Genomic DNA, 13,829 nt, shown 5'->3' on the forward strand with positions numbered 1-13,829 from the left:
CCCCCCCCCCCCCCCCCCTCCCCCCCCCCCCCCCCCACACCCGACCGCAGCGGTCCCGCAGCAACCGCAGGGCGGTGCGGCCGCGCTGCCCGGTCATCGGCGTCCGGCCGGTTCCTGTCGTGCCAAGCGCGAGGCAATCCAGGCGCCGGCCGCGACGAATGGCAGGGTCCCGAACAACGCCATCAGTCCGCCGCCGAGCTGCTGATCGGCCAGGGGACGCAGGCCGAAGGCTCCCAGGCAGAACTGCGGCGCGTAGATGAGCTGCGGCGCAAGGATCAGAAGGATCCCGAGCATCGCCATGTGCATCGACGCAAACAGTGTGGCGACGCCGCCGATGGCAAGCTCCTCCCTGGTGCGGCCGGCGAGACAGGCCCACCAGAGCGCGATGCCGGCCACCAGGAAGCTGAGCTGCTGAAGCGCGAAGCGCGAATGGGAGCGCGCGGCCATTTCGTGCATCGCGGGTGCGTGCCAGCCCCAGACCACGGCGAACTCCAATGCGGATGCTGCGACGGCGACGAGTACGGGGTACCGCAGCGTCCCCCGTCCGGGAGAAAGCCGCAGCAGGCCAATGACGATCAGCGGCGCAGCGGTCACCGCGACGCCCAGGTGAAGGATCATGTGCGGCGAGAAAGCCCTGCGGGCCATGTCCGGGAGCGGACCGAGCCACAGCCAGCCGAGCAGCAGCAGGCCGACTGCCAGCGGCCAGCCCCCGGTCACCCGCATGCCGTGACCGCCAGGGTGGGAAACAATGTCCAGATCGTCGCGACCAGTCCCACCCACCCGCTGGTGCGGCTGACCGTTCGCGCGAAACCCGGCCGCGCCTGGAACGACGTGGAGTAGAGCAGGGCCAGCAGGCCCATCTGAACAAGCAGCGCGAGAGCGAACGCACCGACAAGCATCGGCCTTGCCCACGCCCTGCTGTACCCGGTTCCGTCGATACTGATCTCGCACAGCACCCCGTGCAGGCCGTAGACGGCGCTGAAGGCAGCCAGCCAAACGACGGGCGAGATGAGGATGCGCAGCAGGTCCGTCATGTCACCAGACCGGGCAGATAGGCCGCGACGGTGACGAGCAGCGTCACGACGCCGAGATAGCCGATCCAGATGGGCGCGATCGCCAGTTCCGCGCGCCGGACAGCCGAGATATAGCCGGCTCTGTGGCGGCACAGGAGGAAGACCAGCATCAGCGCCGCCAGCAGGGCGTGCAGAACCACATATACCCCGAATACCCACAGCGTGGCGCCGTAGGCATGGGCGGTGGGGGAAGGCGCGTGGATCAGGAACACGCCGAATGCCGCGGCGACGCCGAGGGTTCCGCCGAGCGCGAGCAGCAGGCCGACAACCGGCTGCTTGCCGGCCCGGTTGTTCCTGACCGCCAGGGCGCATGCGACGATGGCAATCACTGCCCCGACCGGTGCGGCTGTCAGTACGAAGATCGACGGTGCGACGAAAGCCGGCGGCGGCCAGTCCGGGGCGACGGTCCACAGAAAGGCGTATCCGAAGAGCAGCGAGCCGAAGAAGATGGCGTTCGCGACGAGCAGGAATGCCGAGCCCCACCAGCCCGGCGGTCGGTCGACGGCGGTGATGTTGGGTACCTGTATGCCACGACCGATCGACTGGTCGCCCGGGTCCTCCCGCGACCCCAGCCGCCAGACCCAGATGCACGCAAGTACTGCGACGCCGAGGACGGCGACCGGCGCCACCCAGTAGAGCTTGACGAGGACCGAGAGGAAGAAGCCGCCTGTCGTGGCCGCCATGACGATCGGCAGAAAGGTGTTGGCGGGGTAGATCACGTGCTGCTCAGGCGCCCCCGTCGCCACATCCACGACGATCGTTTCCCGCCGATCGCCTACGGGGTCGCCGAGATATCCCTCACCGCGCGCGAGCCGTACCGGAAGGTCCGGATCGTCCCAAAGCGGATCACGGGAGTCCACGTGCGGCAGGCTGGCGAAATTGTACGCCGGGGCCGGCATAAGCGTGGCCCATTCCAGGGTGCCCGCCAGCCAGGGGTTGCGCTCGGACCGGTGACGCACGATGACGTTCAGCATCACTTCCAGAAGCACCATGGCAAGGCCGAAGGCGAGCACGAAGCCACCGACGGACGAGATCAGGTTGATCGCCGTCCAGCCGTCTTCCGCCCCGTAGGTCGAAATGCGCCGCCGCTGACCCATGAGCCCGACCCAGTGCATCGGCAGAAAGGTTATCTGGAACCCGAGGAAGATCAGCGCGAACGCCACTTCTCCGAGGCGGAAGTACCGCTTTCTGCCGGTGACCAGCGGCAGCCAGTAGTACACGGCGGCCAGTATCGGAAAGACGAATCCGCCGAACAGCACGTAGTGCAGATGGGCGGTGACGAAGGCGGTGTCGTGCACCTGCCAGTCGAAAGGCACCACGGCGACCATGACGCCCGTGAGGCCGCCGATGACGAATGTGAAGAAGAAGCCGAGAATGTGCAGCATCGGCAAGCGCAGCCGGGGCGATCCTTTCCACAGCGTCCCGATCCAGGCGAAGACCTGCACCGCCGTTGGAATCGCGACCAGCGTCGAGGCCGCGGAGAAGAACGCGAGCCCCATGTGCGGGATGCCGGTGGTGAACATGTGGTGCACCCAGAGCCCGAAGCTCAGGATCGCCAGCGCGACGGCGGCGGCAACCACCCAGCGGTATCCGAGCAGCGTCGTCGAGGCCATCACCGGAAGGATCGTCGAGATCGCGCCGGCGGCCGGCAGGAAGATGATGTAGACCTCGGGATGGCCGAACAGCCAGAAGAGGTGCTGCCAAAGAAGGCTGTCGCCGCCAAGCCCGACCTGGAAGAAGGGCATCCCGAAGGCGCGTTCCAGCTCGAGCAGGATCGATCCCAGGATCAGGGGCGGAAAGCCGCACAGGATCATCAGCGCGGTGACCAGGATGTACCAGGCGAAGATCGGCATCCTGTCGAGCGACATGCCGGGGGCCCGGTATTTCAGCACCGAGACCGTGAATTCCACCGCCGCGCATATCGCCGAGATCTCGACGAACGTGATGCCGATCAGCCAGAAGTCGGTGTTTATTCCCGGGGAGTGGATCTTGCCGGTGAGCGGCGGGTACATGAACCAGCCGCCGTCCGGCGCGATGCCGAAAAGCAGCGAGATGATCAGCATTCCGCCCCCGAAGAAGTAGCACCAGTACCCGTAGGCGGTGAGCCGGGGATAGGCCAGGTCGCGGGTGCCCAGCATCTTCGGCAGCAGATAGATCGCCAGGCCCTCGATCACCGGGATCGCGAACAGGAACATCATGATCGTTCCGTGCATGGTGAAGAACTGGCTGTAGATCTCGGGGCCGGCGAAGGCCGAGTGCGGGGTAGCCAGCTGAGCTCTGATCAGCATCGCCAGGATGCCGCCGACGAGGAAGTAGAAGAACGCCGTGGCCAGGAACATGAGCCCCACGTCGCTGTGGTTCACCGTGGAGAACCAGCCCTTCCAGCCGGGTCTGGACGACCAGATGGCCGTCAGGCGACGGTGCCGGGCCAGGGCGTTCATCGGCTATCCTCCAGGAAGCCCTGCCATGCTTCGGGCGGGTGGGCGACGACAGTGAAGGTGAGGTTGTCGTAGCCCGGTCCGCTGAACTCCGCGCTCAGCCCGGCGTAGGTCCCCGGCCGATCCGCCTCCAGCCGCAGCACGTTGACGTGACCGGGTATGGCGTCGAGCTTGCCGGCAAGGCGCGGCACCCAGAAGCTGTGGATCACGTCTGCACTCGTGATCGCGACGTCCACCGGGCGGCCGGCGGGTATGTGCAGCACGTTCTCGGTTGCCCGTCCCGGGGCGTCGCGATACGAAAAGGTCCAGGACAACTGGCTTGCCCGGGCCTCGACCCGCGTGACATCAGCACCCTCGCGCGGCAGCAGCCGTTCGCCGATCCACAGCCCGTAGGACAGCAGGGCCAGCAGCACCGTTGAGGGAAAGGCGAGGCCGAGGCCAAGGATCCATATGCGTTCGCTTCCTTTCGCCGCCATTGCCGTCGGCGCCGTCGACCCGGCCGCAGCACGCCAACCGGCCGCCAGAAGCACCATCACGAGCACGAAGATGGCAACGGCGGCAATCAACATCACCCACCAAAGGGTGGCAATCGAGCGCGCCGCGGGGCCTGCGGGATCAAGGGTCGAAAGCGGCCGTGCGCAACCAGATACGACGGCGGCCGTTGTGAACAGCAGGGACGGCTTCAGGAGATGCCTGACATGGTGCAGCGGACGATAAAGGGTGCGAACGAAAAACTGATCGATCCGGTCGCGGACAGTCCGGGCTTCGACGATACCGAATCGCGCATCGCCATACTCGGGCATCCCGTCCACGCCATGAGCGTCGCGTTTCCGGTGGCGCTGACGTTCTGCACGTTCGGGGCCGACCTGCTCTACTGGTGGACCGGCGATGCGTTCTGGGCCCGCGCCGCCATGTGGGCGGTCGGTGCAGGCTTCCTGTTCGGCATGCTTGCCGGCTTCTCCGGGACGGCCGAACTGCTCCTGGTCTCCGGCATTCGCGCCCGCGCGGCGCCCTGGACGCACTTCATCGTCGCGGTGACGCTCATCTCCCTTCTCGGCGCCAACTGGGGCTACAGGCTGCACGGCTACGAGAGCGCGGTGCTTCCCTACGGAATTCTGCTTTCTGCGTGTTGCGTGCTGGTCGTTGGGTTCACGGGCTGGCATGGCGGCAAGCTCGTCTTCGACTACCGGCTGGGCACTTCGAAAGGCAACTGACCGCCGCGAGGGGTCTTCAGCCAGTCGGGAAAGTCGATCCAGTCGAAATCGGGCTTCCCCAGGACGAGCAGCAGGATGGCGACCGCACACGCCATCACGCCGGTGCCGACGAGATAGGGACGTGGCGGCGTGTGGGACCCCGGCTCCTCCGCGATCCGCACGATGCTGTTGCCGACCCACGCATGCAAGACCATGAGCAAAGCCACGAAGACGAGCTTCGCGAACATCCATGGCACGAACGTCTGCCGCAGGAAGATCAGCCAGGTTCCGGCGATGACGGCCACCACGGCGGCGGGAGTCACCACGGACGTATATGTGAGGTGAGTGCTGTGACGAATGACGCGGAAGTCATCCTGCGATACCGCCGGTTTGTGCAGCGACAGCATCATGGGAAGCACGATCAGACCGCTGCACCAGATGCTGAGAGCGATCAGGTGCACCGCCTTCCAGAAGGGGATGGTAGCGATCAGCCAGTCTAGCACCGTGGTGACACCATCGGCTGCGCGTCCTCTCCCTTGCCAAACCACCCTTCGCCGCACAGAAGCGGGGTCGGGGCCTTCCCGGCCGTCCGTCCGCGATTCGGTGATGCGACAGCACCAATCTGCGCCATGGCTCAGGATACTGGCCGGCGCAGTCGTCTTCTACTTCGAAAGGTGTCGCCCTTGGCCGACCGGCGTGCGTACCCCACCGCGGACCGTTCGCTCGATCAGTATACGACACCCGCTTCCCGGCAGGCCTGCACCGTCACGTCTGCCAAATCCGGCTGCGTTTCGCTGTCGGAGCCTTCGGCATGGGGGGCGCCCGGACCGGCGCCTTCGCCGGCTGCTTCCTGTTTGCCGTCTCCCGACGCCAGACCCTCGATGTCGATGCTCAGCATCTCGCGATCGGCGACCGCCACGTCATCGGTTGGTGCTTCCGCAGGCTGCCGCGTCTCCGGAGGCGCTTCTCCCGCTTCCGCCTCCCCGCTCATGCGCATCGGAGGCGATGTCGGGGGAGCCGACGACCCGGCCAAATCCTCCTCGGCAAGCTCTGTGCAGCGTTCGATGAGCGCTGCCATGGCGTCGCGGTCGCCGGTATCGAACTCCTGCTCGCCCAGATAGATGGGCTGAGCCAGGCTGATCCCCACGGAACCGAACAGCAGGACGAAGGACAGCTGGACAAGACGCAACATGAACCGGCCCTCAATATTCTTCGGCGAGGTAGTCGCGCATGTCGACAACCTCCGATGCCGACACGGGGGCGGCCTTCCTGGCGCCTGATTGGCGAAGGTAGGTCAGCAGGTCGGCAATCTGCTCATCGGTGAGCTTCCAGGCGAAGGGCGGCATTGCCAGCACGCTGGGAACCGCCTCCGTCGGTTGCGCGCGGGCACCGCCGAGGATGATCCGGATAGCGGTCGACGGGTCTTCGGCAAGCACCTTGTTCGACGTCGTGAGCGGGGCGAAGAAATAGGGGACGCCGGAGCGGTCCGCCGCGTGGCAGGCCGCGCAGTTGTCGAAATAGATCCCTTCGCCGATCTCCAGACGATCCGCCTCGGCCAGGTCCTGTTCCTCCCGCGGTCCGTCGTCGAGGGTCTTGAGGTAGATGGCGACCGCTTGCAGATCCTTCTCGCTCAGATGCTGGGTGGACATCGCGACCACCTCGCCCATGCGCTGCATCGGCGCCGTATGCCTGGCGCGCCCGTCGCGCAGGAACGCGACGATGTCGTCGCGGTCCCAGTCGGCGATGCCGCCGTTCTCGCCGCCGCGGATGTTCGGCGCGAACCAGTGCTCCAGCACGCCGCCGCGCAGGTACTCGTCGTCATCGTCAGCGCCGAGCGCGCCCTTGCCCGTGTGGCAGCCGCCGCAGTGGAGCGGTCCATCGACGAGATAGCGTCCCCGGTTCCATTCCTCCGACATCTCGGGGTCCCTCGCAAACTCCTTGTCCTCGAAGAAGAGGAGCTTCCAGCCCCAGACAGATTGCCGGAGGCTTAGCGGGAAGGGGAGATCGTTCTCCGGCACGTCCGACGCGATCGGCTCCAGCGTGCGCAGGTAGGCGAAGATGGCATCCGTATCCTCCCGCGTCATCAACGTGAAATAGGGGTACGGCATCGCCGGATAGAGATGGTGCCCCTCCCGGTCGACGCCCTCGTTGAGCGCGTCGTAGAACTCCTCGCGCGTCCAGCGACCGAGACCCGTCTCCATGTCGGGGGTCAGATTGGACGAATAGATCGTGCCGAAGGGGGTTTGCAGGCCCCGCCCGCCCGCAAACGGCACGCCATCCGATTCGATGTCGGTGTGGCAGGCCTTGCAGTCGCCGGCGATCGTCAGATAGCGGCCCCGTTCCACCTGCGAATATGACAGCTCCTGCGCCTGGGGCGCACCTGTGCCGAGTGCCAGTCCCGCCATTCCGGCGGCTGCAAGAACGATCAGGAACGTCCCGCGCGCCGGCCTCATGTCTGCACCAGCGGGCCGGTTTGGCGGAGATACTGGTTGATGATGGCGTCGACCGACCAGTAGGCGAGCGCTCCGACCGTGCCGGTGGGGTTGTAGCCGGCGTTCTGGGGGAACAGACCGGCGCCCGCCACGAACAGGTTCGGACAGTCCCAGCTCTGGCAGTAGCGGTTGACCACGCTGGTCGCGGGATCGGCGCCCATGATCGTGCCGCCGGTATTGTGCGTCGTCTGGTAGGGGACGGAGTCGTACGACCCGCGCCGGTCGTTGACCTTCACCTCGCGGCCGCCCATGCCGCGCGCGATCTGCTCGGCGACGGGCGTCAGGTGCTGGGTCAGCCGCCGGTCGTTGAGCGTGAAGTCATAGGTCATGCGCAACAGCGGGCGCCCGTGGGCGTCGGTATAGGTCGGATCGAGATCGAGATAATTGCTGCGGTGGGCCATCGACGCACCGTGCACGCCGACGCTGGTCGTCTTCAGGAAATTCTCGCGCACGGCGCGCTTCCATTTGCTGCCCCAACGGGGGACACCGTCCGGAACCGGATGGCTCTCGATCGGGCGGGCGTTGGTCGTGTGGCAGGCGATGTAGCCGCCGCCGATGAACCCGAGACCTGAATGATCGAAATTGTCGCCGTTGTAGTCGTCCGCGACCATGCCGAGCGCGCCGGCGCCGATGAAGCCGTTGGTGAATTCCTCCTCAAAGAAGACGGTGGCCGACGACATGACCTGATAGCAGTAGTTCTTGCCGACCACGCCCTCCCCGGTCCGGGGATCGTAGGGCTCGCCGATCTGCGACAGCAGCAACAGGCGCGTGTTCTCCAGCGGATAGGCGCACAGGACGACCATTTCGGCCGGCTGGAAGTAGGTGTCGCCGCTGGTGTCGACGTAGGTGACGCCGGTGGTGCGCGAACCGTCGGCGGATTTCTCGATCCTGAGAACTTCCGAATTCGTAAGGAGGCTGAAGTTCGGCCGCTGCATCAGGACCGGAATGATGGTCGTCTGCGGCGACGACTTGGAATAGTTGCCGCACCCGTGCTTCTCGCAGAAGCCGCAATAGGTGCAGGGCGCGAGTTGAAGTCCCAGCGGATTGACGTAGGCGCGCGACATGTTGGCGGAGGGGACGGGGAAGGGATTCAGCCCCAGTTCGCGCGCGGAGGCGGCGAAACGGTCCTGCGAGAATGTCATCTGCATCGGCGGGTTCGGGTAGTCGTCGCTGCGCGGACCCTCGTACGGATTGCCGCCGTCCACCGTCCTGCCGTTCAGGTTGCCCGCCTGCCCGCAGATGCCGCAGATCTTCTCGAAATAGTCGAAATGCGGCTCGAGCTCCTCGTAGGTAACTCCGTAGTCCTGGACGGTCATGTGCTCGGGGAGGGGGCCGTAGCGGTCCTCGTTGTGCGAGCGCGCCTCGAAATCCGAGGGCAGGAAACGGTATGTCTGCCCATTCCAGTGCACGCCGGCGCCGCCGACGCCGTTGCCCGGCAGGAACGATCCCCAGTGCCGCATCGGCAGCGCGGTCTGGGCGCCGTTGTTGCGGAAGGTCAGCGTCGCCTGGGACGCTTCCTGGAACATTCCGTGTCGCCAGTAGTAGCGCAACTCGTCCTGGGCGAACGTGGTTGCGAAATCCCCCGGCGTGTCGCGCCACGGCCCCCGCTCGAACGCCCTGACCTCGAGCCCTGCCGCCGTCAGCTTCTCGGCGTAGATCGCCCCCGTCCAGCCGAAGCCGACGAGAACGACGTCGACGCTACGCAATTGCTTCGTCATCGAATACCTCGACTGCGACGCATCTAGGATCTGTTCCAGCCCGGCCGGCCCATCAGGCTGACCGGCTCGAGCCGCACCGCCGCTCCGCCGTGCCCGACAAAATCGCGGTAGTCGTAGCGGGTGCCGGGAAAGCCTATGTATCGCCAGGCGATCATGTCGCGGTTGCCGCCGTAGATCGGATCCGCGAAGAAGCCCTCGACGGCGTTCTTCAGGATCAGGTCGAAGAAGGCTTTCGCCGAGACGCCCTTGAACTCGATCGTCTCCTCGTCCAAGCCAGTGAGGATCTCGTCCTGCGTCTCCGCCGGGAGGTCGACGAACGGGTAGCCATTCTCGGTACGGCAGTATGAATCGAGTTCGGCGAGCGCGAGCCTGTAGAGCATCGCGGGCGGGTGTTCGCTCTGGTAGCCCTGCGTCGCGGTTCCCTCGCCGAAGGGGCCCTGCATGTACCAGTGCTGGCCGCGCCCGTAGAAGCCGGCCATCTGCCGGTCAAGGAAGGTGACGACGTCGGCCTCGCTGGCACCCGGGCCGTCGCTGTCGCTGGGAATGAGGCGGGCGCAGATCGCGGCGACGGTCTCGCGTTCCGCGGGACTGAAGAAGCGGTCGTCGTTCGTTCCGTAGTAGGGAGTCTCCCCCTTCAGAGGCGACCAAGGCATCCCCTTGCCGCGCCCGTATTCTGCAGCGAACAGGCCGCGCGGGGCCGCGAAGGCCGTGCTCCCGAGCAGCATGAACTGCAGAACGCGACGCCGTGTTTGCAAGGACATCCGATCCCCTCCTCCGGAGAGATAACCGAAGACTCGGACGGTGGTTCCCAGGACGGGCAAGAAATTACCGACAAGGCGCCGGGAGTTTGCAGAGTGTAGACAGCGTAGATCGGCGCGCGTTGGCACCTCGAAATAGGGGGCCGCAGCAGGGATTCGGGCGGAACAGACCGTCCCAAGCTCCGGCAGGACCTTTCAACGCGACGACAAGGATGCCGGGTCGACCCCCATGGACAGCCGAACGCCCACCTACGGCCAAGAATCGTTTTTTTCGTTATCTGCTTTTTGCAGGAGTTGGGCGGGAGCCAGAGGTTCGGGCACTGGAGCTGTCAGCATCTTGTCCTGCCCGGCCATGATATCGCCCTGCACCTGCTCAGTCAGACGCTGCGCGTCGCGGCGGCGGATATCGTTCAGCGCCTCGGTCACGGCGGCCTCGTCCCAGCCGAGGCGGCGCAGCCCTTCGGCCCCCATCATCAGGGCCGACTCCACTGTCTCTCGGATTTCGAAATCCACACCCGCGCGGATCAGTTCCATTGAATGGCCCCGGTCATAGCTGCGTGCCAGCACCGCCGCATTTGGAAACTCGTGCTGGATCAGTTCGACGATCGCGCTGACCGTACGGCGATCGTCGACGCAGATCAGGACTACCTGCGCCTCCGCCGCGCCCGAAGCGCGCAGGATGTCCAGTCGCGTGCCATCGCCGTAATGGACCTTGAACCCGAAGCGCGCTGCCTCCCGGATACGGTCGGGGTTATTCTCGATGACCGAGACCTGCGCACGCCGCGCCAACAGTATCTGCAGGGCGATCTGTCCGAAGCGACCGAAGCCGATCACCAGGACCTGTCCGCGCAGCCCGTTCGCCTCCTCGACCCCATCCAGCGCGGCCCCCGGGGCACGCAGCAGCCTGTCGGCGGCGATCAGTATGAGCGGCGTGATCGCCATGGACAAGATCACGACAGTCGAGAAGATCGCATTCTCCCGCGCATTGATGACCTGGCTCGCCAGGGCCGCCGTGAAGAGCACAAAGGCAAACTCGCCGCCCTGGGCAAACATCGCGGATCGGCGCAAGGCGGGCAGATTGGCTGCGCCGAACACTCGTGCCGTGGCATAGATGGCCGCCGCTTTGACCAGCACGTAGACCACCAGCATGGCGAGCAGCAGCGGCCATTCCGCGGCGACGATGGCGAGGTCCAGAGACATGCCGACGGCCAGGAAGAACAGCCCCATCAGAAGGCCCTTGAACGGCTCGATGTCGCTTTCGATCTGATGGCGATAGCTGGAGCCTGAGAGCAGGACGCCGGCAAGAAATGCGCCCATCGCCATGGACAGGCCGACCGCCTCCATTAGGAGTGCGGCCCCCAGCACGACCAGGAGCGCCCCGGCGCTCAGCACCTCGCGGGCACGGGCCCGCGCCAAAAGGGCGAAGAACGGATCAAGCAGCCAATGGCCGGCCACAAGCAGCGCCACCAGCCCGGCGAGTGCCAGCGCCACGTCGGCCAACCCACCATCGCCCTGACCGACAGGCGACAGGAAGGCCACGACCGCCAACAAGGGCACGATCAGCAAATCCTCGAAAAGCAGGATCGAGACGGATTTCTGCCCTTCATGGCTGGCGATCTGCCCGCGTTCCTGCAAGGTGGACATGATGACGGCTGTCGAGGACAGCACGAATCCGGCACCGGCAATGAACGCCGTGATCGGGGGAAACGTGAAGACCACGACGCCCGCCAGCGTTAGCAAAACAATCGCAAGGCTCACCTGCGCCAGACCCAGCCCGAAGATCTGTCCACGTAACGCCCAGAGCTTCTGCGGGCGCAGTTCCAGCCCGATGATGAACAGGAACATCACGACGCCCAGCTCTGCGAAATGCAGGATCGCCTCAGGGTCGGTGAACAACCTGAGTACCGATGGACCCACCAGAGTACCGGCTGCGAAATACCCCAGCACCGACCCCAACCCCAGACGCCGGAACAGCGGCACGGCAATCACTGCTGCGCCCATCAGCACGACCGCCGGGCCAATGACGGCCCCCAACCCCTCTGCAGCCATCGACTCGCCCCTTGGAATTCGCAACGCCGACGCCCGGCAGCGCCGAGCGTCGTCTCCACTGTGGTGCCGGCCGCCGGACCGCTTCGGCAGCGGGCGAAGCTCCGTCGGTCCGGCGGCATTTCGCCGATCGTGATGCTGCGCGGCACAAGGACCGGCGGCACCGCAGGGCCCTATCCTTGGGCCTCGAATGGTCCGTCCAGAGCGAGGGTCGGCCCATCGGCGTTCAGGTCTTCGGCTGGCGTAACACGTCCTGCCAATCCGGATGGCGATCGAACTGTGACTTCGCGAACGGGCAGAGCGGTATGATGACCGCCCCGTCCCGCCGCGCATCCTCGACCGCCTGTCGTACAAGCCTTTCTCCCACCTTGCGGCCACGCAAGACGCCGGGAACCTCGGTGTGATCGATGATGATCTGCCCCTTTCCGGCCCGGCTGTAGGTCATCTCGGCTTCGTTGCCATCGATTACCAAACGGTAGCGCCCCTTCGATGCCCCATCTTCCCGTTTCACCGGTGGGTCTGTCGGGGAAGGTTCAGCCTGCTCCGACCCCGCATTCGCCCGTTCCGGGTTGGGGCGGCGCACACGGCGCGGTCGGCCCTGTGCACATTCCAACAACGCGCGGTCCCAGTGTCCGAGGTTGGCTGCCGACTCGTATGTGGAGACCAGGAAAGCCATCAGCGCCTCGTCGGGATCCGAGGACGTCTGCACGGCATCGTATGGCAGCATGAATTCCGACAGGCCGTCATGCCAGAAAGCCGCCTCGGGCCGGACTGGCGCGCCCCTATATCCGCCGGGCGACGGATAGGCGTAGGCATAGAAGGCGGCGTAGTCGATGCCATTGCCGCCCGGCCAAAAACCTGCCGAGGACACTTCCCGGTCGTACGCTTCCTGTGCCACGTCGTCCGGCAGCGAAGGGATCCCGGCAGGGTGGAGCGGCGCGCGTCGTCCCGAGAAACGGGTGACCGCGAGATCCATAGACCCCCAGAACAGGTGAACGGGGCTGGACTTGCCGAGAAAGGAGGTGCGGAACCTGCCCAATACTCTGTCAATCGCCACCAGTGCCCGGTGAAATCGCTGCACCGCATCCCGGTCATAGGGTCGGTCCCGATGATCCTCGCTGAACGGGATGGGGTCGGGGACTTCGTTCGGCGTGTCGTGGAACGTCGGCGTGCCGCCGATATCGGCGATCATCCGCACGACGTTGGCGCGGAACGCCGCAACTGTGGACGGTGCCAGCGCGAATCTCGCCTCGCGGCCGTTGCCGGAGGTGCCGATAACCATGTGCTCCCGAAAATCGAACCGGATCTCGATGCCCGCACCGTCAGGTATCGGTGAGGATGTCAGGCCGGTTGGCGTGACGTAGAATGTGGCGTTCCAGGAATGGTTTAGCCACGGTGTGTGGGCCAGCCGGTACTTTCCGACGATCTGCAGATACAGATGCAGGGCGGAACAGGTCTCGCGCCATTCAAGATAGTCGAGTCGGGGCCAAACGTTACTCATTTCCTACACTTTCCTGCTACCGGCACGGCCACTGCTCGGGACTTGAAAAGCGTGTCCGTTGCCGTCGAAATGGATGCAGCTCGGACGGCTGGCGCGAGATTCAGTGCGGAGAGTCATCCGGGGCCGCCTCCGCTGGTAGCGCCTCGGACGGTTGCTGCCAGCCGCACGCAGCGAAGTAGATCCTCGGCGCGAAGTGGCTTGGAAAGGTAATCGATCGCCCCCATCGTCAGCGCCCAAGACCGTTCCACTGCGTCCGGAAACGCAGTCGCCAGCACGGTCGGCACCTGCCGTTCCAGAGCGACGAGCCTGCGAAGCAGTTCGAATCCTCCCATTTCTGGCATTCGGACATCGACAACGACACAGACAGCCAGCGTCAGCGCGTCCGATGCGAGAAAGGCGGCTACGGTCGTGAAGCCGCTAGCTGCAAATCCGAGCGCCCGGATGAGGCTGGCCCCGGCTGCGAGCGCCGAGGCATCGTCGTCCACGATCGCAACCAGCGGGACCTCAGCCAATCTCTCGTCCTCTCGTCAGGGCATGCCGCAAGGCCACCCTTGGCCACGATCATCGGAACGAGGGGGGTGGCAACGCAATTGTGCGAGGGGATCGTTGG

At 65.6% G+C, this 13,829-nt stretch carries 13 protein-coding genes; 1 reads left to right on the forward strand and 12 read right to left on the reverse strand.

What is annotated here, in order from left to right; all coding sequences use genetic code 11:
- Nucleotides 1-93: 93 nt before the first annotated feature.
- Genes V3328_RS04430 through V3328_RS04445 form a run of 4 tightly spaced genes read right to left on the reverse strand, consistent with a single transcriptional unit; the run spans nucleotide 94 to nucleotide 4,080 of the window.
- A complete protein-coding gene (locus V3328_RS04430) occupies nucleotides 94-723 on the reverse strand; it encodes a cytochrome c oxidase assembly protein (protein WP_340328452.1) in 630 nt (209 codons plus the stop codon).
- Entirely contained in the window at nucleotides 714-1,034 is a 321-nt protein-coding gene (locus tag V3328_RS04435) for a hypothetical protein (RefSeq protein WP_340328453.1), read from the reverse strand. The genes V3328_RS04430 and V3328_RS04435 overlap by 10 nt, the downstream gene beginning before the upstream one ends.
- Nucleotides 1,031-3,514, reverse strand: a complete 2,484-nt coding sequence (gene ctaD / locus V3328_RS04440) for a cytochrome c oxidase subunit I (protein WP_340328454.1) — start codon at nucleotides 3,512-3,514, stop codon at nucleotides 1,031-1,033. Before ctaD ends, V3328_RS04435 begins: the two co-directional genes overlap by 4 nt.
- On the reverse strand, nucleotides 3,511-4,080 hold the full coding sequence (locus tag V3328_RS04445; RefSeq protein WP_340328455.1) for a cytochrome c oxidase subunit II: 570 nt from the start codon (nucleotides 4,078-4,080) through the stop codon (nucleotides 3,511-3,513). Before V3328_RS04445 ends, ctaD begins: the two co-directional genes overlap by 4 nt.
- A gap of 129 nt (nucleotides 4,081-4,209) precedes the next feature.
- Between V3328_RS04445 and V3328_RS04450 the strand changes: the two genes are divergently transcribed.
- The gene (locus V3328_RS04450; protein ID WP_340328456.1) at nucleotides 4,210-4,725 is read left to right on the forward strand and encodes a DUF2231 domain-containing protein; all 516 of its coding nucleotides are present in this window, start codon (nucleotides 4,210-4,212) and stop codon (nucleotides 4,723-4,725) included.
- Here the strand turns inward: V3328_RS04450 and V3328_RS04455 are convergent.
- From V3328_RS04455 to V3328_RS04490, 8 genes are all read right to left on the reverse strand, one after another.
- A complete protein-coding gene (locus tag V3328_RS04455; protein WP_340328457.1) occupies nucleotides 4,695-5,207 on the reverse strand; it encodes a CopD family protein in 513 nt (170 codons plus the stop codon). The two genes, V3328_RS04450 and V3328_RS04455, sit on opposite strands and share 31 nt — an antisense overlap.
- A 224-nt stretch (nucleotides 5,208-5,431) precedes the next feature.
- Nucleotides 5,432-5,896 (reverse strand): hypothetical protein, encoded by a 465-nt coding sequence (locus V3328_RS04460; RefSeq protein WP_340328458.1) that lies wholly within the window; start codon nucleotides 5,894-5,896, stop codon nucleotides 5,432-5,434.
- 10 nt (nucleotides 5,897-5,906) lie between these two features.
- The gene (locus V3328_RS04465) at nucleotides 5,907-7,157 is read right to left on the reverse strand and encodes a c-type cytochrome (protein WP_340328459.1); all 1,251 of its coding nucleotides are present in this window, start codon (nucleotides 7,155-7,157) and stop codon (nucleotides 5,907-5,909) included.
- Nucleotides 7,154-8,914: a GMC family oxidoreductase gene (locus V3328_RS04470; protein WP_340328460.1), complete on the reverse strand. Its 1,761-nt coding sequence runs from the start codon at nucleotides 8,912-8,914 to the stop codon at nucleotides 7,154-7,156. The genes V3328_RS04465 and V3328_RS04470 overlap by 4 nt, the downstream gene beginning before the upstream one ends.
- 23 nt (nucleotides 8,915-8,937) lie before the next feature.
- On the reverse strand, nucleotides 8,938-9,675 hold the full coding sequence (locus V3328_RS04475; protein ID WP_340328461.1) for a gluconate 2-dehydrogenase subunit 3 family protein: 738 nt from the start codon (nucleotides 9,673-9,675) through the stop codon (nucleotides 8,938-8,940).
- Nucleotides 9,676-9,921: 246 nt separating this feature from the next.
- Nucleotides 9,922-11,721: a monovalent cation:proton antiporter-2 (CPA2) family protein gene (locus V3328_RS04480; protein ID WP_340328462.1), complete on the reverse strand. Its 1,800-nt coding sequence runs from the start codon at nucleotides 11,719-11,721 to the stop codon at nucleotides 9,922-9,924.
- A gap of 223 nt (nucleotides 11,722-11,944) precedes the next feature.
- Complete coding sequence (locus V3328_RS04485) at nucleotides 11,945-13,219, reverse strand: DUF5996 family protein (RefSeq protein ID WP_340328463.1); 1,275 nt, start codon at nucleotides 13,217-13,219, stop codon at nucleotides 11,945-11,947.
- A gap of 113 nt (nucleotides 13,220-13,332) precedes the next feature.
- Nucleotides 13,333-13,731, reverse strand: a complete 399-nt coding sequence (locus V3328_RS04490; RefSeq protein ID WP_340328464.1) for a response regulator — start codon at nucleotides 13,729-13,731, stop codon at nucleotides 13,333-13,335.
- Nucleotides 13,732-13,829: the final 98 nt, after the last annotated feature.

Source organism: Microbaculum marinum (assembly GCF_037855135.1).
GTDB classification, from domain to species: domain Bacteria; phylum Pseudomonadota; class Alphaproteobacteria; order Rhizobiales; family Tepidamorphaceae; genus Microbaculum; species Microbaculum marinum.

What these genes read in the sequence shown, in the direction of transcription:
- V3328_RS04485 (WP_340328463.1), bottom strand. Translation starts at nt 13,219, where the DNA reads ATGAGTAACGTTTGGCCCCGACTCGACTATCTTGAATGGCGCGAGACC.
- V3328_RS04480 (WP_340328462.1), bottom strand. Translation starts at nt 11,721, where the DNA reads ATGGCTGCAGAGGGGTTGGGGGCCGTCATTGGCCCGGCGGTCGTGCTG.
- V3328_RS04460 (WP_340328458.1), bottom strand. Translation starts at nt 5,896, where the DNA reads ATGTTGCGTCTTGTCCAGCTGTCCTTCGTCCTGCTGTTCGGTTCCGTG.
- V3328_RS04430 (WP_340328452.1), bottom strand. Translation starts at nt 723, where the DNA reads ATGCGGGTGACCGGGGGCTGGCCGCTGGCAGTCGGCCTGCTGCTGCTC.
- V3328_RS04435 (WP_340328453.1), bottom strand. Translation starts at nt 1,034, where the DNA reads ATGACGGACCTGCTGCGCATCCTCATCTCGCCCGTCGTTTGGCTGGCT.
- V3328_RS04450 (WP_340328456.1), top strand. Translation starts at nt 4,210, where the DNA reads ATGGTGCAGCGGACGATAAAGGGTGCGAACGAAAAACTGATCGATCCG.
- V3328_RS04470 (WP_340328460.1), bottom strand. Translation starts at nt 8,914, where the DNA reads ATGACGAAGCAATTGCGTAGCGTCGACGTCGTTCTCGTCGGCTTCGGC.
- ctaD (WP_340328454.1), bottom strand. Translation starts at nt 3,514, where the DNA reads ATGAACGCCCTGGCCCGGCACCGTCGCCTGACGGCCATCTGGTCGTCC.
- V3328_RS04465 (WP_340328459.1), bottom strand. Translation starts at nt 7,157, where the DNA reads ATGAGGCCGGCGCGCGGGACGTTCCTGATCGTTCTTGCAGCCGCCGGA.
- V3328_RS04475 (WP_340328461.1), bottom strand. Translation starts at nt 9,675, where the DNA reads ATGTCCTTGCAAACACGGCGTCGCGTTCTGCAGTTCATGCTGCTCGGG.
- V3328_RS04445 (WP_340328455.1), bottom strand. Translation starts at nt 4,080, where the DNA reads ATGTTGATTGCCGCCGTTGCCATCTTCGTGCTCGTGATGGTGCTTCTG.